This is a genomic window from Streptococcus sp. CL6.22, from assembly GCF_049738055.1.
In the GTDB taxonomy this organism is placed as follows: Bacteria; Bacillota; Bacilli; order Lactobacillales; family Streptococcaceae; genus Streptococcus; species Streptococcus mitis_DJ.
The window spans coordinates 16,737-37,623 of sequence record NZ_JBKOTV010000001.1 but is presented as its reverse complement, the minus strand read 5'-3'; the positions used below and the strand labels follow the sequence as shown (position 1 = coordinate 37,623).

At 38.6% G+C, this 20,887-nt stretch carries 16 protein-coding genes; 8 read left to right on the top strand and 8 right to left on the bottom strand.

Translation table 11 applies throughout. From position 1 onward, the window contains the following. Nucleotides 1-72: 72 nt before the first annotated feature. The 3 genes from ACLNCW_RS00165 (at nt 73) to ACLNCW_RS00155 (ending at nt 1,839) form a co-directional block, all read left to right on the top strand. Nucleotides 73-1,008 (top strand): DHH family phosphoesterase, encoded by a 936-nt coding sequence (locus ACLNCW_RS00165; RefSeq protein ID WP_254754477.1) that lies wholly within the window; start codon nt 73-75, stop codon nt 1,006-1,008. A gap of 95 nt (nt 1,009-1,103) precedes the next feature. Beyond that, nucleotides 1,104-1,346 (top strand): type B 50S ribosomal protein L31, encoded by a 243-nt coding sequence (locus tag ACLNCW_RS00160; protein WP_000710764.1) that lies wholly within the window; start codon nt 1,104-1,106, stop codon nt 1,344-1,346. Nucleotides 1,347-1,539: 193 nt separating this feature from the next. After that, complete coding sequence (locus tag ACLNCW_RS00155; protein WP_000981526.1) at nt 1,540-1,839, top strand: YbaB/EbfC family nucleoid-associated protein; 300 nt, start codon at nt 1,540-1,542, stop codon at nt 1,837-1,839. Nucleotides 1,840-1,911: 72 nt separating this feature from the next. On the opposite strand, the gene ACLNCW_RS00150 is transcribed toward ACLNCW_RS00155, so the two are convergent. The 7 genes from ACLNCW_RS00150 to glmU form a co-directional block, all read right to left on the bottom strand. Continuing rightward, on the bottom strand, nt 1,912-3,675 hold the full coding sequence (locus tag ACLNCW_RS00150) for a glycerophosphoryl diester phosphodiesterase membrane domain-containing protein (protein WP_424845172.1): 1,764 nt from the start codon (nt 3,673-3,675) through the stop codon (nt 1,912-1,914). An 8-nt stretch (nt 3,676-3,683) separates the two neighbouring features. Next, nucleotides 3,684-4,274, bottom strand: coding sequence for a 3'-5' exonuclease (locus ACLNCW_RS00145; RefSeq protein ID WP_424845171.1), 591 nt, complete (start codon nt 4,272-4,274; stop codon nt 3,684-3,686). A gap of 98 nt (nt 4,275-4,372) precedes the next feature. Beyond that, on the bottom strand, nt 4,373-4,864 hold the full coding sequence (gene rocS, locus ACLNCW_RS00140) for a chromosome segregation protein RocS (RefSeq protein ID WP_000021242.1): 492 nt from the start codon (nt 4,862-4,864) through the stop codon (nt 4,373-4,375). A gap of 76 nt (nt 4,865-4,940) precedes the next feature. Beyond that, complete coding sequence (locus ACLNCW_RS00135; RefSeq protein WP_424845170.1) at nt 4,941-5,633, bottom strand: 5'-methylthioadenosine/adenosylhomocysteine nucleosidase; 693 nt, start codon at nt 5,631-5,633, stop codon at nt 4,941-4,943. A 16-nt stretch (nt 5,634-5,649) separates the two neighbouring features. Next, entirely contained in the window at nt 5,650-5,961 is a 312-nt protein-coding gene (gene macP / locus ACLNCW_RS00130) for a cell wall synthase accessory phosphoprotein MacP (RefSeq protein ID WP_000517861.1), read from the bottom strand. 11 nt (nt 5,962-5,972) lie between these two features. Continuing rightward, entirely contained in the window at nt 5,973-6,518 is a 546-nt protein-coding gene (locus ACLNCW_RS00125) for an NUDIX hydrolase (protein WP_033688949.1), read from the bottom strand. A gap of 9 nt (nt 6,519-6,527) precedes the next feature. Beyond that, a complete protein-coding gene (gene glmU, locus ACLNCW_RS00120) occupies nt 6,528-7,907 on the bottom strand; it encodes a bifunctional UDP-N-acetylglucosamine diphosphorylase/glucosamine-1-phosphate N-acetyltransferase GlmU (protein WP_261013842.1) in 1,380 nt (459 codons plus the stop codon). 154 nt (nt 7,908-8,061) lie between these two features. Here glmU and ACLNCW_RS00115 point away from each other — a divergent pair, with 154 nt between their 5' ends. The 5 genes from ACLNCW_RS00115 (at nt 8,062) to lysS (ending at nt 12,526) form a co-directional block, all read left to right on the top strand. Continuing rightward, nucleotides 8,062-8,862 carry a glycoside hydrolase family 25 protein gene (locus tag ACLNCW_RS00115; protein WP_424845169.1) on the top strand — a complete coding sequence of 267 codons (801 nt, stop codon included), beginning with the start codon at nt 8,062-8,064 and terminating at the stop codon, nt 8,860-8,862. Nucleotides 8,863-8,956: 94 nt separating this feature from the next. Beyond that, the gene (locus tag ACLNCW_RS00110) at nt 8,957-9,799 is read left to right on the top strand and encodes a DUF368 domain-containing protein (RefSeq protein ID WP_125452956.1); all 843 of its coding nucleotides are present in this window, start codon (nt 8,957-8,959) and stop codon (nt 9,797-9,799) included. Next, nucleotides 9,799-10,281 carry an aminoacyl-tRNA deacylase gene (locus ACLNCW_RS00105; RefSeq protein ID WP_214614719.1) on the top strand — a complete coding sequence of 161 codons (483 nt, stop codon included), beginning with the start codon at nt 9,799-9,801 and terminating at the stop codon, nt 10,279-10,281. Before ACLNCW_RS00110 ends, ACLNCW_RS00105 begins: the two co-directional genes overlap by 1 nt. Then, nucleotides 10,281-10,898: a histidine phosphatase family protein gene (locus ACLNCW_RS00100; RefSeq protein WP_261013839.1), complete on the top strand. Its 618-nt coding sequence runs from the start codon at nt 10,281-10,283 to the stop codon at nt 10,896-10,898. The genes ACLNCW_RS00105 and ACLNCW_RS00100 overlap by 1 nt, the downstream gene beginning before the upstream one ends. A gap of 137 nt (nt 10,899-11,035) precedes the next feature. Next, entirely contained in the window at nt 11,036-12,526 is a 1,491-nt protein-coding gene (gene lysS / locus ACLNCW_RS00095; protein WP_424845168.1) for a lysine--tRNA ligase, read from the top strand. Between the two features lie 111 nt (nt 12,527-12,637). Here the strand turns inward: lysS and ACLNCW_RS00090 are convergent, their stop codons facing one another. After that, entirely contained in the window at nt 12,638-20,791 is an 8,154-nt protein-coding gene (locus tag ACLNCW_RS00090; RefSeq protein WP_424845167.1) for a Rib/alpha-like domain-containing protein, read from the bottom strand. Between the last annotated feature and the right edge of the window lie 96 nt (nt 20,792-20,887).

Here is a 20,887-nt window from a genome sequence, read left to right as displayed (position 1 = left end):
TATCACATCTTTTTCATTTTAAAAATAAAAATTCTTGTGCTACAATGAAATGAGAAAGAATTGAGGTTATTTATGGAAATTTGCCATCAAATTTTAGAAAAAATTAAAGAATACGACACGATTATCATTCACCGTCATATGAAACCTGACCCAGATGCCTTGGGAAGTCAGGTGGGATTAAAAGCTCTTCTCAAACATCATTTCCCAGAAAAAACCATCAAAGCTGTTGGTTTTGATGAACCAACTCTTACTTGGATGGCTGAAATGGATCTTGTTGAAGATAGTGCCTACCAAGGTGCCCTTGTCATCGTCTGTGATACGGCGAATACTGCTCGTATCGATGATAAGCGCTATAGTCAAGGTGATTTTCTCATTAAGATTGACCACCATCCAAATGATGATGTATATGGTGACCTATCTTGGGTCGATACTAGTTCAAGTAGTGCTAGCGAGATGATCACTCTATTTGCCCAAACAACCCAACTAGCCTTGTCAGATCGTGCTGCGGAGTTGCTCTTTGCAGGAATTGTCGGTGATACAGGTCGCTTCCTTTATCCTTCTACGACTGCACGGACTCTTCACCTGGCTGCTTATCTGAGAGAACATAACTTTGACTTTGCGGCTCTCACTCGTAAAATGGATACTATGAGCTACAAAATTGCTAAACTTCAAGGCTACATTTACGACCATCTGGAAGTGGATGAAAATGGCGCAGCTCGCGTTATCCTGAGTCAGGAAATCTTAAAACGATTCAATGTCACCGATGCTGAAACTGCAGCCATTGTCGGTGCACCTGGACGTATTGACAGTGTGAGTCTCTGGGGAATTTTTGTGGAACAGGCTGATGGCCACTACCGCGTTCGCTTACGCAGTAAAATCCATCCTATCAATGAAATCGCCAAGGAACATGATGGTGGAGGTCACCCTCTAGCAAGCGGTGCTAATTCCTATAGCCTAGAGGAAAACGAAATCATCTACCAAAAGTTAAAAAACTTTCTTAAAAACTGATAAAATACTTGCCAAACTTTTTAGAATCTGATAGACTAGTATGGTAACAATCTATGGCTCGCAAAGAGACCATGGCAGAAAGGAAATATTGCAAAATGAAAAAAGATATCCATCCAGAATATCGCCCAGTTGTCTTCATGGACACAACTACTGGTTACCAATTCCTTAGCGGTTCAACAAAACGCTCTAACGAAACAGTTGAGTTCGAAGGCGAAACTTACCCATTGATCCGTGTGGAAATTTCATCAGACTCACACCCATTCTACACTGGACGTCAAAAGTTCACTCAAGCAGATGGACGCGTGGATCGTTTCAACAAAAAATACGGTCTCAAATAATGATAAAAAGAACAGTTTCGGCTGTTCTTTTTTCTTTCTTGAAATTAACTGCTGTTTTCATGTTCCAGACTCGTACTCTTCGAAAATCTCTTTGGTAATTTAATGTTGGAGGATTTATACTAACAATAGACTTTTAACCCCAAAATTGATAAAATAGGAAAGAAAATAAGATAAAAGGAAACTATAAATCACCATGATGAACATGCAAAACATGATGCGCCAAGCACAAAAACTTCAAAAACAAATGGAACAAAGCCAAGCTGAACTTGCTGCTATGCAATTTGTTGGTAAATCTGCTCAAGACCTTGTTCAAGCGACCTTAACTGGTGACAAAAAAGTTGTCAGCATTGACTTCAATCCAGCTGTTGTTGACCCAGAAGACCTTGAAACTCTTTCAGATATGACTGTTCAAGCTATCAACTCTGCTCTTGAACAAATCGATGAAACTACCAAGAAAAAATTAGGTGCTTTCGCTGGAAAATTGCCATTCTAAGCATAAGAAAAACAAGCATTCAAGAGAATACTTGCCTATCATGGGAGGAACAACTGTTCCTCTTTTTGCTTACTAAAAATTAAAGAATTCCATGGCCTGTTTGAACAGTAAATCCGTATACTCTGGGTCTTCTTGGGCAATGGTGACCTGATCTTGAATCATTTCCAAGTCATCCGTTATCATGCCGTCTGCACCCAAATGAACAGATTTATCAAAGGACTCTGAACTATTGATGGTCCACACGTACAATTTCTGATCGGTATTCCAAAGCTTGTTGACAAAATTTTCATCCAAGGTTGAATACTCCATAGTATAACCTGTGGCCTTGGTTCTTGGAAAAATACTATTGTAAGGTAGGATGAAATAAACTGGGATTTGTGAATCATAGGACAATACCTGATCAATCACATGGTAGTCCAAGGACTGCATTTGGTGACCATTCTGCTTAAGAATCGTTCCATATTTTTCCATAAAGCGTTTCATCATATCTGGACTATCTTTTCGACTGGTTTTAATCTCAATGAGGAGTTTTTGATGCAATTCATTAGCTTTATTGAGATAGTCATCAAAACTAGACACCTTGCTATGATAGCCATTTTCTGAAATATCGAGTTTGGTTAATTCTTCCAAAGTGAGATCCTGAGGATTGGCATTAACTCCTGTCAGATTCTTGATATTGGCATCATGCATCATGACAAACTGACCATCTTTTGTTTCCTGAACATCCGTCTCAACGAAGTCTGGAGATAACTGAGCGGTTTTTTCTAGTGATTGGACGGTATTTTGCACACCATTCTTATTAGATACTCCCCTGTGAGAGATAATCAAAGGTTTATTGGCGACTGGAGCTTCTAAATAAACATATCCCTCAAGAGCGAAAAAGATAGCTGCACAGCCCATCACTCCCCATCTCATCCAGTGGTCTTTCTTTCTCCTTGGTGTAATTTCTAATTCTTCTCCTGTTAAGAAGGAAACAAATTTAATGAGAAAGTAAGTCAAGGCCATATAGTGGAAATTCTTAATCAAGACAAAGTTGATAATTCCCAGTACAAGAGACTCCTTATGGGTCAAACCATCCATCAGCACCTGACTTGCCAAGATTGGAATCAATAAAAGAATGAAAAATAGATAGGTTTTGACGACAATCCAGAGCAAGTTCCAAATATAAAACCAGGAGTGCTTTCTTGTCTTTTCTAGACTATATCTGACCGCTTCTTTCACTGTTTTTTTCTCAAATAAAAGCTGAGGTAGGGCAAACATCAAACGTACTGAAATGTAAAATAGAAGTAAAGCCATAATAGTAACCACTATACCTACTAGCCAATACTTGTCTTCTATATAATCAATGATAAAGTCCGGAATGACGATTTTATTGAGGTAGTAAATCTTTAAAATCTTTCGAATCAATGGAAAGAGCATCATGACATAAAAGAAGATAAAGGCTATCTTGGAAAGCGTCACTTGCTTCATAAACAAGATACTTTGGCGAAAGACCTTACGACTGTACTCCAGCAAGGTCCTTTTTTCATGGCATAATAAATGCCGAGCACCGATAAAGAGAAGTCCTATCTGGTAATAGGCGATCAATAAATTAACGATTACCAAAATAAATAAAGCAAGACTAACAAATGGCGAACCCTTTATAATGGCAAAAATATTGTTGTAGGATAGAAAGAGATAACCTGTCTGACGGAGCAAAAGTCCAGCAATCCAAGAATTTGACGGTAACCAGACAAACTCAATCATCATAAAAGTCAAGAAAAATAGAAAAAGTATTTTATCTAGATTAAAGTATATCTGCTTAAAACCTAGATTTTTAGGTTTTTCAGGTTTCATAAGCACTCCTAGTCAAATAATTGAGACAAGTCCAAGCCTCCAAAAGGATTGTTCGATAGGCCACTTTCTGCCCCTAACAATTCTCTAGCTTGGTCTGACTCTAGAAAGGACTCGTAAACACGCGCCGTCATACGAGCATCCTCTAAGCTATTATGAGACTGACCTTGAAATCCAAGAGATGAGGCAACAGTTTGCAATTTGAGATTGGCAATGCCATGTAAATCTGAACTACGACGTTCAAAGGCTTCATCATATAGATCCACCTTATACTGTTGGCTATAATCTAAACCATGCTCTGCTAGAATAGGCAAATCACTTTTAGCAGCATTGTATCCAACCATCGGCAAAGCACCCACAAACTCTTGGAATTCTTTTATGACTTCCTCCACTGGAGGAGCATCTTTTAAGGTCTCGGCTGTAATCCCAGTCAAACCATTGATAAAACTTTTTAGAGGCACACTGGTATGAACATAGGAATCATAGACATCGATTTCCTGACCATCTCTAAAACGCACTGCCGATACTTGAATCAAGTATGTTTGCCCTTCATGCTGATTAAATTCTAAATCGAAAGCAATGTAATCTTCTAATCGTTCCATTCTATACTTCTCCCATACGGTTATTTTACTTGAGCAACTATACTATTTAGAAATAAAAGAAGCCATCAGGTTAGCATTTAACCTAAACAGCTCCTTGATTATCCTCCAAATAAACGAGCAAAAAAGCCTTTCTTAGTTGATTGGACTTCTTCTTTTGCTTGGTCCAGCTCTAGCTTAAGATTTTCTTGATCCTTCATGGCTTGAAGGGTCAATTGTTGCTGCTGATCGAGTTGTTTGTCTTTCTCAGCAATCTGACGGTCCTTGATACGCATCTGCTCGTCTTTTTCTGACAACTGACGATCCTTGGCTTTTAATTGTTCATAAAGACGAAGAATTTCTGCATTCTTCTCATCAACCAGAATCTCCATCAGTTCACGTTGCTTGACATCTTCACTGACAGGCTCATCTTCAAAAATCGTTTTTTTATAGATTTCTTCTAGCTTAATCAAGCCACTTCTGGTAACGACTGTTACCCCTTTGTCATTTTTATCTGTGTCTTCTTCTGGTAATTCTTTGACACGGTTATTGATTGCTTGACGAGATAATCCTAAAACCTCTGCAATCTCACTGACGGTCATTTCAATACTCATAATATCCTCTGAAACGTTTTCTAGCTTTTCTTTATTTAAATCTTATCATAAGCTAGATAAACTGTCAAATTTCCGCTTAATCTAAAACCTTCAAAAAGGCTAACAAGACTTGGGCAGAGCGACGTCCAGCTTCAATAATAAACTCATCAAAAGAGATGTTTGCTTCATGGTTGGCATTGTCACTCATAGCTCGGATGACTAAGACTGGAAGATCAAGAGCATGCGCTGCCTGAGCAATAGCTGCCCCCTCCATCTCAACTGCTAAAACTTCTGGGAAATGGGACTTAATCGCTTCTATCTTGTCATTTCCTGCAACAAAACTATCTCCTGTAGCAATCAAACCAAGATGCCAGCTCTGGTCCAATTGAGATAGACTCTCTTGAATTTTAGCAACAAAGGTTTTATCTGATTCGAAATAAAGCGGTTGTTGCGCCATTTGTCCATAAGCATAGCCAAAAGCTGTAACATCCACGTCATGATAGGCTAATTTGTCAGCAATCACGACATCCCCAATAGCAATACCCTCTGCTACTGCCCCAGCTGATCCTGTGTTAATCAAAGCATCCACTTGAAAATGATCAGCCAAAATCGCCACACTCATAGCAGACATGACCTTACCAATTCCACTTTCTACAAGAACGACTTTATGAGAAGCAATGGTTCCTGTGTGATAGGTATTGCCTAAAACAACTTGCTCCTGGGCATTGTCTAAATGCTGGACCAGATAAGCCAGTTCTTCTGGCATAGCCGCAATAATTCCTATTTTCATTTCTATTCCTTTTCTATTACAAAAGTTTCATTGCTAAGACAAGCAAAATCAAGAGAAAGATGACTGCGAATAAGATTTTATTCAACTTAGAATTGAAGACATTTCTCTTGGTATTTTCAATGCGACGGCTTTTATGAATAGACGGTTCGACCTGAATCTTCAAGGTTTCCTGGCTAAAACCATGATCCTTAGGATTGGCATAACCAAAACGGGAAGAAGAGGTTGGTAAAATTTTTGTCTCCTCATCATCTAGCAAAGGAGGACCTGAAATCTTTTCGCCTCTATTAGCTCTTTCAATCATTTCATCCGTTAATAAAGGTTTACCCATACTGACCTCCTCTATTTTTTTTGCAATTCCCAATACTGAACAGCCATAATTGTCTTGGCATCGCAGATATGACCTGATTGGATCAATTCCTTGGCTTCTTCTAAGCTCACTTCAAGAACTTCCAAGGTCTCATCTTCATCCTGCGGACGCGGATTTTCCACTTTCGTCAAATCGCTTGCTAGGTATAGTTTTAATTTTTCATTACAAAAGCCAATGGCTGAATAAAAGTCATACAAAAGTTCTAATTTCCCTGTATAGGCTGTTTCTTCCTCTAATTCACGAAGGGCTGCTGCAACAGGGTCTGTATTTTCTCCTACTTCCAACTTTCCGGCTGGAATTTCGTAAGAGACTGCCTCGATAGCTTTACGGTACTGCTTGACCAAGATGAGTTTTTGCTCATCGGTTACGGCTAAAACGCAGACAGCTCCATTGTGGAAAATCAAATCACGTTGGGCAGTTCCCTTACCTTCTGGTAATTCAACCTGGTCTTGAACCAGTTTAAAAATTGGTCCTTGATAGATTTCTTTTCGACTAAGCGTTTTTTCTTCAAATTCCATGATAGGCTCCTACTGATTCTTAGGATGATGAGGAAGGCGAGTTGCATATTCGTCTTTATTGACCTGACGTCCACGACCAATAGCAATAGCATCCGCTGGAACGTCTTTGGTAATAGTTGAACCCGCACCAACGAGGGAATTGTCACCAAGTTCTACTGGCGCAATAATGGTTGAATTTGAACCAACAAAGACATTGTTACCAATGACTGTTTTGTATTTGTTTTTGCCGTCATAGTTGACTGTAATAGTTCCTGCACCAAAATTAACCTTGCTACCCACTTCACAGTTTCCGATATAAGTCAAATGACCAGCCTTAGTATTCTCGCCGATAGAAGAACCTTTCACCTCAACAAAGTTTCCAATATGAACTTGGGCACCCAGACTTGAACCTGGACGAATGTGAGCATAAGGACCGACTGTCACACCGTCTGCAACACTACTTTCCTCAATCATAGAATTGGTAATGACAGCTCTTGCTCCGATAGTGCTATCCACCACATAAGTTCCATTTGTCAAAACAGTCTCAGCACCAATTTTCGTTTGCCCTTTCAAGGTAACGTTGGCTTCGATTTGAACTTCGGGCGCAATCTCAACATCAATATCGATATAAGTTGCTTCTGGGTTGACAAAGCTAACTCCATTGACCATGTGTTGGTGATTGATGCGACGACGCATAACCGACTCAGCAGTCGCAAGTGCTACACGGTCATTTACTCCAAGACTCTCATCAAAATCTTTCAAAGTATAAGCGCCAACTTTTTCACCAGCTTCACGGAAAATGCCAATGACATCTGTAATATAGTATTCGCCTTGAGCGTTATTGGTATTGATATTTTTCAAAGCCTCAAACAAACGCTCGTTATCAAAAACGTAAGTTCCAGTGTTGATTTCCTTGATTTGCTTTTCAAAATCTGTAGCATCCTTCTGCTCAACAATGCGAAGAACTTCAGCATTGTCATTACGCACAATTCGTCCATAGCCAAAAGGATTATCCGTTTCAGCAGTCAAGATAGTAGCCACATTTTTATGATTGATGTGGAAATCAATCAAGTTTTTCAAGCTTTCACCTGTGATTAAAGGAGTATCCCCTGCAATGACCAAGGTGTGACCTGACAAACCTTCTAGGATAGGCTCTGTCATCATAACTGCATGGCCAGTCCCTAACTGTTCAGATTGAGTCACAAATTCTGTCTGTCCAGCCAAGACCTGCTCAACCAATTCCGCCTTGTGTCCTACAACGGTTACTGTCTTTTCGGGTTGGATAGCTCCCACATTACGGAAAACATGTTCCAACATAGAAATACCCGCAACCTTGTGCAAAACTTTTGGCAAATCAGATTTCATGCGAGTCCCTTTTCCCGCTGCTAAAATAATGGCATAATTTGACATAATCTTCTCTTTTCTCTAGAAATTCCCTTTTATTATACCATATTTCAAATCATTCCGCGCTCTTGAATGAAAAAATGCTCTAAAGTCCTTTCTTAACCCATTTTTTGAGTATTTTTTTTGATTTTTTCTCATTTTTAAGGTAAAATTATGAGATATGAGAAAGAAAATAAATCCGCTTATTTTATTTGGTTTTTTTGGGATTATGATTTTCATTTTAATCCTGAATCGCCCTCGTTTTGAGGACCATCCTGTAAAAACAAAGTCAAATATCGCGCAAGTAGAAACGCAAGCGCTACATAATATAGATAAACCGGTGATTGATGTTTCTGGTTGGCAACGTCCTGAGGAAATCAATTACGATACTCTGTCCCAAAACATTTCTGGAGCTATTGTTCGCGTCCATAGTGGTGCTCAAACGTCCAAAGAGAACGATGCTTCCTATGTTAATGGTGTTGATAAGGCCTTTAAAACCCATATCACTGAGTTTCAAAAACGAAATGTCCCAGTTGGTGTCTATGCCTATGTAGCTGGAAAAAGTATCCAAGAAATGGAAAAGGCTGCTGAAGTTTTTTATAATGCTTCATCGCCATACAGCCCTAGCTACTATTGGCTAGACGTGGAAGAAAAAACCATGTCTAATATGAACGAAGGTGTTGAAGCCTTTCGAGCAAAACTAGAATCACTAGGTGCTAAAAATATCGGAATCTACGTTGGGGTCTACTTCATGGAAGAACACAGTATTGATACAGATAAGTTTACGTCTGTTTGGATTCCTTCCTATGGTTCTGACTCAGGATTTTACGAAGCTACTCCTAAAACTGATTTAGATTACGACATTCACCAGTACACGTCTAAAGGAAAAATTGCTGGCTTTGACCACGATTTAGATATCAACGTTATCTCTGCCTTAAAGAACAAAGAAGAAACCTTTAGAAAACTCTTTTTAAAACCTTAAAAGCATTTGTTTATCATTTGCTTTTTATTTTTGTGTTTGATTGTGATACAATATAGTAAGGATTTTTTGAAATAGAAATAGTTGGAGGAAAAATATGCTCTCATGGTTAGCACGCGTTATTAAAGGGATTGTCATTGCTCTTGGATTTATTCTACCGGGAATTTCCGGAGGGGTTCTAGCAGCAATCTTAGGAATTTATGAACGAATGATTGGCTTTCTGGCCCATCCCTTTAAAGACTTTAAAGAAAATGTTTTGTACTTTATTCCAGTTGCCATCGGTATGCTTCTGGGAATCGGCTTATTTTCCTACCCGATTGAATACCTGCTTGAAAATTATCAGGTCTTTGTCTTATGGAGCTTTGCAGGTGCCATCATTGGTACAGTTCCTAGCCTTCTCAAAGAATCAACTCGAGAATCTGACCGAGACAAGATTGATTTAGCTTGGTTCTGGACAACCTTTATCATTTCTGGATTAGGACTCTATGCCTTAAATTTTGTTGTTGGAACCTTAAGTGCCAGCTTTCTTAATTTCGTCCTAGCTGGTGCACTGCTGGCTCTTGGCGTATTAGTTCCTGGCCTCAGTCCATCAAATCTACTTTTGATTTTGGGCCTCTATGCTCCTATGTTGACTGGTTTTAAAACATTTGACCTCTTGGGAACCTTCTTTCCGATTGGAATCGGAGCAGGCGCAACTCTCATCATTTTTTCAAAATTGATGGATTATGCCTTAAACAACTACCACTCACGCGTCTATCATTTCATCATCGGAATCGTCTTATCAAGTACTCTTTTGATCTTGATTCCAAATGCAGGAAACGCTGAAAGTATCCAATACACTGGTATTTCTCTTGTTGGGTATGTCATCATCGCCTTCTTCTTTGCACTTGGAATCTGGCTTGGTATTTGGATGAGCCAATTGGAGGATAAGTATAAATAATGGCAAAAAAAGTTAAAATCAAAAAAACATTGGTAGAACAAATTCTGTCTAAAGCAGGTATCCCACATCAGGGGATTCAAATCAATGCCCTAGAAGGAGAACTTCCTCAAGGTTATGAACGAGATCAGATTTTCAAAACCTTGGCGCTTTTGGGAGATAAAACAGGACCGATTATCGGAATTGTCCCTATCACCCAACACTTGTCTGAAAAGAAACTAGCCAAAATTTCTGGCAATAAAAAAGTGAGCATGATTCCACAAAAGGACTTGGAAAAAACAACTGGTTACATTCATGGAGCCAATAATCCTGTCGGTATTCGTCAGAAACACAATTATCCCATTTTTATCGATAGGATTGCTCTAGACTTGGAACAAATGATTGTCTCTGCAGGCGAGGTCGGTCACAGCATTATCGTCGCACCACAAGACTTGGCTAACTTTGTAAAAGCTGACTTTGCAGATATCTTGGAGGACAGCAAATAATGAAACTCTACTTTGTCCGCCACGGTCGTACAGTATGGAACCAAGAAGGACGCTTTCAAGGTGCTAGTGGAGATTCTCCCCTTCTTCCTGAATCCATTGAAACCCTAAAACGACTAGGCCAGTATCTCAAGGATGTTCCTTTCGATCAGATTTATTCAAGTGATTTACCTCGAGCGGTCAAATCTGCTGAAATTATCCAAAGTCAACTCCAGACCCCCTGTCCTTTAGAAAGTGTTCCTAATCTCCGTGAATGGCAGCTGGGGAAGTTGGAAGGTTTAAAAATTGCAACCTTGGAATCTATTTACCCGCAACAAATCAAAGCTTTCCGATCTAATCTTGCTCAATTTGACACTCAAATGTTTGGAGCCGAATCCCTCTATAGCACCACGCAACGGACCATCCAATTTATCAAATCATTAAAAGATAGTCCAGCTGAGCGTATTCTAATTGTCGGTCACGGTGCTAATCTTACTGCCAGTCTTCGTACTCTTCTAGGTTATAAAGAACCACTTCTTCGTAAAGATGGCGGTCTAGCAAATGCCAGCCTAACCATTCTAGAAACCCATGATTTTGAAACATTTACTCTCGATACTTGGAATGATACTTCCTATCAATAACAGAACTTGATTTTAGCGTCAAGTTCTTTTTAGTTTTTAAAGATTATCCGTGAATTTCTTGGCTATTTATGATAAAATGGGAGTATCGCAAAAAATGACTCATCGTATTCAATTTTGAGTAAAACTAGGAGGATCCCATGTCAACAGAACATATGGAAGAACTAAATGACCAGCAGATCGTTCGCCGTGAAAAAATGGCTGCGCTCCGTGAACAAGGAATTGATCCTTTCGGAAAACGTTTTGAACGTACTGCAAATTCACAAGAATTAAAAGATAAATATGCTGACCTCGATAAAGAACAATTACATGAAAAAAATGAAACAGCTACTATCGCAGGACGCTTGGTAACCAAACGGGGTAAAGGTAAAGTAGGTTTTGCCCACCTTCAAGACCGCGAAGGTCAAATCCAGATTTACGTTCGTAAGGATGCTGTCGGTGAAGAAAACTACGATATCTTCAAAAAAGCAGACCTTGGTGACTTCCTTGGTGTCGAAGGTGAAGTGATGCGTACAGATATGGGAGAACTCTCTATCAAAGCTACTCACATCACTCACTTATCTAAAGCACTTCGCCCACTTCCTGAGAAATTCCACGGTTTGACAGACGTTGAAACAATTTACCGTAAACGTTACCTTGACTTGATTTCTAACCGTGAAAGCTTTGAGCGCTTTATCACTCGTTCAAAAATCATTTCTGAAATCCGTCGTTACCTTGACCAAAAAGGTTTCCTTGAAGTGGAAACACCTGTTCTTCACAACGAAGCTGGTGGTGCGGCGGCCCGTCCATTTATCACCCACCATAATGCCCAAAACATTGACATGGTGCTTCGTATCGCGACTGAGCTTCACTTGAAACGCCTTATCGTCGGTGGTATGGAACGCGTCTATGAAATCGGCCGTATCTTCCGTAACGAAGGAATGGACGCTACTCATAACCCTGAGTTTACTTCTATCGAAGTCTACCAAGCTTATGCAGACTTCCAAGACATCATGGACTTGACGGAAGGCATTATCCAACACGCTGCTAAATCAGTCAAAGGCGATGGCCCAATTAACTATCAAGGTACTGAAATCAAAATCAATGAACCATTTAAACGTGTTCACATGGTGGATGCTATCAAAGAAATTACTGGTGTAGATTTCTGGCAAGACATGACTTTGGAAGAAGCCAAAGCTATCGCTGCTGAGAAGAAAGTTCCAGTTGAAAAACACTACACTGAAGTTGGCCACATCATCAATGCCTTCTTTGAAGAGTTTGTTGAAGAAACTTTGATCCAACCAACCTTTGTCTATGGACATCCAGTAGCTGTATCTCCACTTGCTAAGAAGAATCCTGAGGACGAACGCTTTACTGACCGTTTCGAGCTCTTCATCATGACTAAGGAGTACGGTAATGCCTTTACTGAGCTCAACGACCCAATCGATCAGCTTAGCCGTTTCGAAGCCCAAGCTAAAGCCAAAGAACTTGGTGATGATGAAGCGACAGGCATCGACTATGACTACATTGAAGCTCTTGAATACGGTATGCCACCAACAGGTGGTTTGGGAATTGGTATCGACCGTCTCTGCATGCTTCTCACTGATACAACTACTATCCGTGACGTATTGCTCTTCCCAACAATGAAATAATACTCTTATCCTCTGGTTCTTGCCAGAGGATATTTTCATATCCAAAAGAAATAGACTGAAGTTTTCACCTCAGTCTATTTTTTATCGAACTTTAGAAAGGAAGTTTCTTTCTTAGTCTTCTTTTTTCTTACGAGCTACAAGTCCGAATGCACCCAACATTCCAAGAAGTCCAAGACTAGATAAAATGTTCTTATCATCTGTACCAGTATTTGGTAATTCCTTCTTGTCATTGGCTACGGTTGTTTCACTAACTGCCTGATTTGATTCTGTTCGACTTACCTGAGTTGGAGTAACTACTGGTTTATCTGGATCTGTAGGACGAACTGGCGAAACAGGTTGCTCAGAGCGAGTTGGGGTAGCTACTTTTTTATAGGTATGAATCACATTGCCATTTTTATCTGTTTTAGTACTAATATATTCATAACCTTCTAAAGTCTTAGGTTCATGGCTACCATTTTCTTCTGGAGAAATTTCTTTACCATCACCATCTTGATAACGTGTTACGATATGAATAGTTGAACTACCATTGTTACCTTGACTATTACCATGATTAGATTTAGGAGTTACTTTCACAGGAACTTCTACTGTCACTTTACGTCCATCAGGTAATTCAATCTCAACCGTTACAGATGGCTTATCACCTGGTGTATTTGTTTTTGGAATTTCTCCAACTTTAGTAATCTTCCATCCTTCTGGAAGGTCCACATGTTTTTTCACTTCATCTTCAGTAATCGGTGTTCCAACTTCCACTACAATAGGAGTTACTGTCGGTGTTACGATAATTGGTACCTCTACTTCAATAATTTCTCCAGTTGGAACTTTAATCTTCACTTTAACGCTTGGTTTCACTCCAGCAGGAATTGTTGTTGGGATTTCTCCTACTTCAATAATTTCCCATCCTGGTTCTTTTGGAAGATCGATATGCCCTTTCACATCGTCTGGTGTGATTGGTGTTCCTTGTGGTACAACAATTTGTCTTACGGTTGGCGTAACGATGACTGGTACATCGACAGTAATCTTACGACCATCTGGTAATTCAATCTCTACTGGAACGACTGGTTTTGTTCCTGGTGTAGTTGTTGTTGGAATTTCTCCTACTTTTGTTACCTTCCATCCATTTGGTAATTCAATATGTTTCTGAACATCTTCTGGCGTAACTGGTGTTCCTACTTGAACTACTACAGGTGTTACTTTCGGTGTTACGATTACTGGAATGTTCATCGTTACTCGAATTCCATTTGGTAATTCAATCTCTACTGGGATACTTGGTCTTTCCCCTGGAACATCCGTTGTAGGTTTATCTCCAATAGAAATAACTTTGACTCCTTTTGGAATGTGTTTTTCAACATCCTCAGCAGTAATTGGATCTCCTTGTTTTTTAACAATATCTTCAATAGGTGTAACATTTACTGGAATTTCTACAGTCACAACTTTACCGTTTGGTAATGTAATCGTTACTTTTACAGGATCATTCTTACCTGGTGTTGTTAAGTCTGGAAGATCTCCTACCTTAGTTGTTGCTCCTTCTGGTACTTTGATTTGTTTTAAAATATCCTCTGGAGTCAATTTAGCTGTTGTTACTGGTGTTTCAATTGGTGTAATTGGTGTTACATTCACTGGTACGTCTACTGTCACTACTTTGCCATTTGGTAATGTAATCGTTACTTTCACTGGGTCTTTCTTACCTGGTGTTGTTAAGTCTGGAATGTTTTCTACCTTACTTGTTGCTCCTTCTGGTACTTTGATTTGTTTCAAGATATCTTCTGGAGTCAATTTATCTTTCGTTACTGGTGTTTCAATTTCCTTAACAGGCGTTACATTTACTGGAACATCCACTGCCACTACTTTGCCATTTGGTAATGTTACTGTTACCTTCACTGGATCTTTCTTACCTGGCGTTGTTAAGTCTGGAATGTTTTCTACCTTAGTTGTTGCTCCTTCTGGTACTTTGATTTGTTTTAAAATATCCTCTGGAGTCAATTTAGCTGTTGTGACTGGTGTTTCGATTTCCTTAATTGGTGTTACATTTACCGGCACTTCTACTGTAATCACTTTTCCATTTGGTAATGTTACTGTTACCTTTACAGGATCTTTCTTACCTGGTGTTGTTAAGTCTGGAAGGTCTCCTACCTCAGTAGTTGCTCCTTCTGGTACTTTGATTTGTTTTAAAATATCCTCTGGAGTCAATTTAGCTGTTGTAACTGGTGTTTCGATTTCCTTAACTGGTGTGACTGTTACTGGTACGTCTACTGTCACTACTTTGCCATTTGGTAATGTAATCGTTACTTTCACTGGGTCTTTCTTACCTGGTGTTGTTAAGTCTGGAAGATCTCCTACCTTAGTTGTTGCTCCTTCTGGTACTTTAATTTGTTTTAATACATTCTCTGGAGTCAGTTTTTCTGTTGTAACTGGTGTTTCGATTTCCTTAACTGGTGTGACTGTTACAGGAATATCTACAGTATAAGATTTACCATTTGGTAATGTAATCGTTACTTTTACAGGAGTTTTTTCTCCAGGTGTTGTTAAATCTGGTAAGTCTCCTACTTTAGCTGTTGCTCCGTCTGGAATATTTAGACCTCTAGTATAATCTTCTTCTTTTAATGGCGTATTTGTTACAGGTGTTTCAATTGGTGTTGGTTTTGTTTCAACTACTTTAATAGTAGCTGGAACTTCTACTAACACTTTCCCATCTTTATCCTTTACAACTACAGTAACTGGTTTATCACCTGGTGTTGATCCATCATATGGAGTTGTTTGTCCTTCTGGAACTTTGTATTCGAACGTTGAACCTTCTGGATAATCACTTGGTGTGATACTATCTTCAGCTTTAGGTTTATCTTTATCTTCAGCATTTACTGGAGTTAATTGTTCTTTACCTTGAACGACTTTAATCTTCGCAGGTACTTCTACAATTGTATCTCCATCCGAATCTTTCACGACTACAGTAACATCTTTTTCACCCGGTGTTGTTCCATCATATGGAGTTGCTTGTCCTTCTGGAGTTTTGTATTCAAATGTTGAACCTTCTGGATAATCATCTGGAGTGATGCTATCTTTTGGTTTTGGTTTCTTATCATTTTCAGCATTCACAGGGACATATTGTGTCTTAGGTTCTACTACTACAATTGTCGCTGGAATTTCTGTAATTGGTTGTCCATTCAGCTTAGCTACCACCGTTACTGGTTTATCACCTGGTGTTGTTGTATCTACTGGAGTGTTATCTTTATATTCAAATGTTGTTCCAGTTGGGAAATCATTTGGATTAATGTTTTCTTTTGGATCTGGCTGTTTCTTAGCTGGGTCTACTGGTACATATTTAGGATAACCTTCCACTACACGAACTGTAGATGGCACTTCAACTAATACCTTATCCCCTTGTTTCACAACAACGGTAACTTTCTTATCACCTGGTTTAGATGTATCTACTTCTTCTTTATACTCAAATGTTGCATCATCTGGGTAATCATTCGAATCAATGCTATCTTCAGGTGATGGTTGTTTCTTACCTTCATCTACTGGAACAATTTGTGGGTAACCTTGTACAACTTTCACTTTTGTTGGTACTTCTACAAGTGTATCATTTCCATCTTTTGCAATGACAACTACATCTTTTTCTCCTGGTGTTGTTGTATCTACTGGAGTCTTATACTCAAATGTTGTTCCTTCTGGGTATTGTTCTGGATCAATGCTCTTAGCTGCATCCGGTTGTGGTTTGCTTGGATCTGCTACTACGTATTGTGTCTTAGGATCTACAACTACTACTTTCGCAGGAACTTCTGCAATTGGTTGACCATTTAACTTAGCTACAACAGTTACATCTTTTTCACCTGCAGTTGTTGTATCTACTGGTGTTTTGTATTCAAATGTTGTGCCATCTGGATATTCTCCTGGTGTAACACTATCTTTCGCTTCAGGTTGTTTCTTAGCTGGATTTGCTACTACAAATTGTGGTGTACTATCAACTACACGTACAGTTGCTGGTACTTCAACGATTGTATTTCCTTGTGGATCAAGTACTTCAACAATCACATTCTTATCACCAGTTGTTGTTACATCGATTGGAGATGTTTGCCCATCTGGAGTCTTATATCTAAATGTAGATCCTTCTGGATAATCTGTTTTATCAATGCTCTTTTCTGGATCTGGTTGTTTGTTGTTTTCATCAACTGGGACGATTTGTGGTATACCTTCAACTACTGTAACTGGTACTTTAACAGTTGTTGTTTTCTCTTCATCATCTACAATGTATTTAACAGTCACATCCACTTCAGTATCATCTGTTAAGTCAGGGACTGTTACTGTAGCTGTTTTATCAATTTCAACTCTAGCACCTTGTGGTAGTTTACCTGTAAATGTTCCATCAGCAATCGCTTTTTCAGCTTGAGCAAGTACTTTTTCTTTTGCTTTTTCTTTGTCGCCATTTTTAGGAACAAGAATTTCATCTGCTTCTGGTTTTGGTAAAACTGTTACTGGAACTTTCACTGTTTCGGTTAACTTACCATTATCATATGTTACCGGGATTGTCGCTTCTTTATTTCCTGCTTTAGCAGTAATATCTTCAGCAATGACAGGTTCACCTTTTGTTCCGTCTGTACCTGGTGTTACAGCACCTTTCACATCATCTTTTGTAACAGTATCCCCTTCAAATACTACTAATTTCTTAGCTGTTGAACCTACTACTGTTACTGGGACTGTTACTTCTCTAGTTGCAACTACTTTACCATCTTTTACATACTCTACAACTGCTGTTGCTGGCTTTTGTACTCCAGTTGCTGTTGTTTCCGGTACTGTTCCTGCTTTAACTTCTTTAACTCTTACAGTTACACCATCTGGCAATTTATCAGTTGGAACTGCAGTTGCTGCTTCTACTGCTTTCGCTTTAACTGCTTCATCTAAACCAGTGCTATCTTTAAGAACTGTTACACCTGTTGGTTCTACTTTTGGTAAAACTACAACATCTACTTTAGTTTCTACAGGAATTGTTTCAGTTCCTTTTGTATAATTTACTGTTGCTGCTACTTCTAGTATTTGACCAGCTTTTTTAGCTGTTGTAGGAATATCTGCAATATCATTTTTAGTTGGAGTAAAGCCGTCTACAACTGTAGGATTTACTTTTTCTTTCAACTGATCATTTGTTACAGTATCATCTTCAACTGTATACAATTTATTCGTTTCTTGATCTTTCACCGTAATTGTATAAGTAGTTGAATTCACTGCAGTTTCGGCACCTTTATTTGTTCCAGTATCCGTTTCAGTATCTGCAGTAACGATATTTCCGTTACTATCTTTTACTTCAACTTTAACTGTGTAAGTACCTACTTCTGATAATTTAACAGTTGCTGCTTCTGCTGCACTTCTATATTCTGTTACTTTTCCTGAAGGAGATGTTAACGTTACTTTTGTAACTGTTGTTTCCTTTTTATTTGGAGCAGTTGTCGCATCATCTTCTGTATCTGTAATTGTTACTGCAGCTGATTTTTGTTTTACTAAATCTACTGTAGCACCTTTTACAGTAGTATATAAACTTGAGCTAATAGACGGAGCATCATTTAATATAGACGCTTTATCTGAAGAACTTGCTGTTTCTACTGCATCAACTGTTCCTTTAAATCCTGATGTAGTTGAAATCGTCCACTTATCTCCAGTTTTTGTTGCTGTTACAGTAGAATTATCATCAGCAGACCATTTATTTAATCCTTTATCATATTTAACAGTTACAACCATTCCTTTATTAGTATCAGTTGCTGAATCTGCTGAACTGTTCGCCGTATTTTCTTTTTTATACGTCGTTAATGTACGAGATACATTATTAACGGCTGTAACTTTTCCTTCTGCGTTTAATGTACGAGTATATTCGTAAACATTAAAGATTGTTTCTCCATCTTTATTCACATCAACATATAGGTCACGTTTTAACCATGTTGTTGTACCGTCACTGTTAGGAGTTTTCTTCTCAGCAGTCTCACCAGATAATTCCCAACGACCACTAGTTTTATTGAATGTTGCTGCTACATTTTCTCCTAGTTGCGTTTTTAATGTTACTTCGGCACGTGTAAACGTTGCTGTGATATTTTCACTATTTGCAGTTACGTTAATCGTATCTGTTGCGGCATTTGCTGTTGCTGTTGGAAGAACTTTTAGATTGAAAGTTTCACCAACTGTACCAATTTCATCATTGACGTTTACAGCAGTATTTGTTGTTTCTGATACAACCCATTTACCATCTTTAGCAACAATTTTTGTATTTGTTCCATCTGGTAATGTAATTGTCGCTTCTGAAGCCCCTTTAGAAATTGTAATCGGAACTTCTGTATCGTAAGCATGAATATTTTTTATTGTCACTTCAGGTGCAATTTTAAAGGTTGCGTGTGCGTATGCCTCATTAGCATTTGTCTCTTGATAATCTCTTGCATAAATTGAAACTCTGTAAATCCCAGCTTCAGTTGGTGTTCCTTTGAATCCATTCGGATTATTCTCAGTCATATCAGCTGATGCAATTGTAAAACCTACACCTGGAATTTTTGTCTCATTTCCTGTTAATTCTGTAGGAGTAGCAGCACCAGTACCTGTCGTTCCTGTAATCTTCGCTCCAGAAACACCCAGAATAGCACGTCCTACAGTTTCTGTAATTGTAGTTGTACGTCCAATTGGGGTTCCATTTTCATTCGTTAAAGTATAAGAAACTCTTCTATCATTTGGTACCCCAGCATGCGAAGCTCCAGCATCTCTATATTCTACTGGAACAGTTAGTGCTTCTCCAACTTTCCCTTCTTTAACAGTATCGTTAATTTCTAGTGTTGGTGGTGTTCCATCTTTCCATGCTGTTCCACCAAATCTATGATCATCTAGTGGAATCGTAACACTTTTACCAGTAATAGTATTTTTAAACGTTACTCGAGCTTTTACTTGTTGATAGTTAAATGGACTTCTATGTGTTACAACCCCTTGCACACTATCTGTTGCTTTGTCATAAAATAAACCATTCGGGAAATTGGACACATTGAAATCTGAAACAGTCCAACCAGCCTTTTTAGCAGCTTCTGTTACTTCAATACGTTTACTTACATCTTTAATATATACTTTATCAATACCTTGTTCATATCCAAGTTTATAGATACTAGAAAGCAGATATTCATAAGGTCCATTTCCATAGTAAGTTGCTGGGATTTGACTTGAAATACTAGTTCCATTATATCTTAGCTTTCCACGCCATAGTGGAGCTTCTTCTATAATTTTTTGGACTTCTTCAGCAGGAAGTTTCAATCCATAGTCAATACGAGCCTTTACATCACTCTCTTTACCATCATAAGTATAGTTAGATGGTCCAGGACTAGGTCTTGTACCAGCTCTTTGATCAGAGAACACTCTAAACTCTAAGTCAGCAGCATCTGCTATTTTCTCTGGAGTATTAACACCTAAATCACCTTGACCTGGATGGCGACTCCCGAACGGCATTGTATAAGTATCCCAACCAGTAAAGTTTTCTCGTGATACTGTACTTGTGCTTCCGATAATATTTTTCGCAGTTGGTTGCGCTGGATTTGTTGGTGTGATTGTATCACTAGTTCCTGTAGTTGTAGCACCGTTACTAGATGAATCAGCTCTAAACTCACTTTCCCCTTTACCAGGGATAGCTTGTCCATTTCTAGAATCTTGGTTTTGGTTTACTTTTTCTTCTTCAGTTGCTTCTGAATTGATACTGTTTAAAATGATAAGGCTACTTGAAAGTTGTTTAGCAAGTGCATCAACGTTTGACTGTGTTTTTGTATCATCATTTAAAAGCTCTTTTGCTTTATGAACCAAATTTTTAGCATCATCAATGACTGATTTTGTTTTCTTGCCTTCAGTTAATTGACTCAATCTACTTTCAGCTTTAGCAACTAAATCTTCTAACGATGCTGTATTAATAGCAACTTTTTCCGTCACTACATTTGGAGTTTCAGCTTCACTGGCTTGTTTGTCAGTAGCAGACTCCTTTACAGAAGTATTATTTTGTCCATCGGGCTCTTTAGCAGTAACAAATTCTTGTCCAGTAACTTCCTTAGAGGGTTCCGAGGACTTATCAGTTAGATTTTGAGGATTTTGAACTTCTGTATGTTCTGAATTGGTTAATTGTTCAGCCGCTTGGACGCTTCCTCCACCAAGGAAAAACAGTCCAGTAGCTACAGCCACACTAGCCGCACCAAAACTAACCTTACGAATACTGTAACGTGTGAATTTTTCCACCTGCGATTGACGAACATATCGTCCTTTAGAATTAAACATAAATAGATTCCTCCAACATAATATGAATTGTTAATATATGATACTTTGATGTAAAAAATAACTTTAAACCACAAATAAATATAGTAATATGTCATC

Bases quoted from the DNA above. Each gene is read 5' to 3' on its own strand.
- ACLNCW_RS00135 (WP_424845170.1), bottom strand. From the start codon at position 5,633: ATGAAAATAGGAATTATTGCGGCTATGCCAGAAGAACTGGCTTATCTG.
- ACLNCW_RS00110 (WP_125452956.1), top strand. From the start codon at position 8,957: ATGCTCTCATGGTTAGCACGCGTTATTAAAGGGATTGTCATTGCTCTT.
- ACLNCW_RS00105 (WP_214614719.1), top strand. From the start codon at position 9,799: ATGGCAAAAAAAGTTAAAATCAAAAAAACATTGGTAGAACAAATTCTG.
- macP (WP_000517861.1), bottom strand. From the start codon at position 5,961: ATGGGTAAACCTTTATTAACGGATGAAATGATTGAAAGAGCTAATAGA.
- ACLNCW_RS00160 (WP_000710764.1), top strand. From the start codon at position 1,104: ATGAAAAAAGATATCCATCCAGAATATCGCCCAGTTGTCTTCATGGAC.
- ACLNCW_RS00115 (WP_424845169.1), top strand. From the start codon at position 8,062: ATGAGAAAGAAAATAAATCCGCTTATTTTATTTGGTTTTTTTGGGATT.
- lysS (WP_424845168.1), top strand. From the start codon at position 11,036: ATGTCAACAGAACATATGGAAGAACTAAATGACCAGCAGATCGTTCGC.
- ACLNCW_RS00150 (WP_424845172.1), bottom strand. From the start codon at position 3,675: ATGAAACCTGAAAAACCTAAAAATCTAGGTTTTAAGCAGATATACTTT.
- ACLNCW_RS00125 (WP_033688949.1), bottom strand. From the start codon at position 6,518: ATGGAATTTGAAGAAAAAACGCTTAGTCGAAAAGAAATCTATCAAGGA.
- ACLNCW_RS00090 (WP_424845167.1), bottom strand. From the start codon at position 20,791: ATGTTTAATTCTAAAGGACGATATGTTCGTCAATCGCAGGTGGAAAAA.
- glmU (WP_261013842.1), bottom strand. From the start codon at position 7,907: ATGTCAAATTATGCCATTATTTTAGCAGCGGGAAAAGGGACTCGCATG.
- rocS (WP_000021242.1), bottom strand. From the start codon at position 4,864: ATGAGTATTGAAATGACCGTCAGTGAGATTGCAGAGGTTTTAGGATTA.
- ACLNCW_RS00100 (WP_261013839.1), top strand. From the start codon at position 10,281: ATGAAACTCTACTTTGTCCGCCACGGTCGTACAGTATGGAACCAAGAA.
- ACLNCW_RS00165 (WP_254754477.1), top strand. From the start codon at position 73: ATGGAAATTTGCCATCAAATTTTAGAAAAAATTAAAGAATACGACACG.
- ACLNCW_RS00155 (WP_000981526.1), top strand. From the start codon at position 1,540: ATGATGAACATGCAAAACATGATGCGCCAAGCACAAAAACTTCAAAAA.
- ACLNCW_RS00145 (WP_424845171.1), bottom strand. From the start codon at position 4,274: ATGGAACGATTAGAAGATTACATTGCTTTCGATTTAGAATTTAATCAG.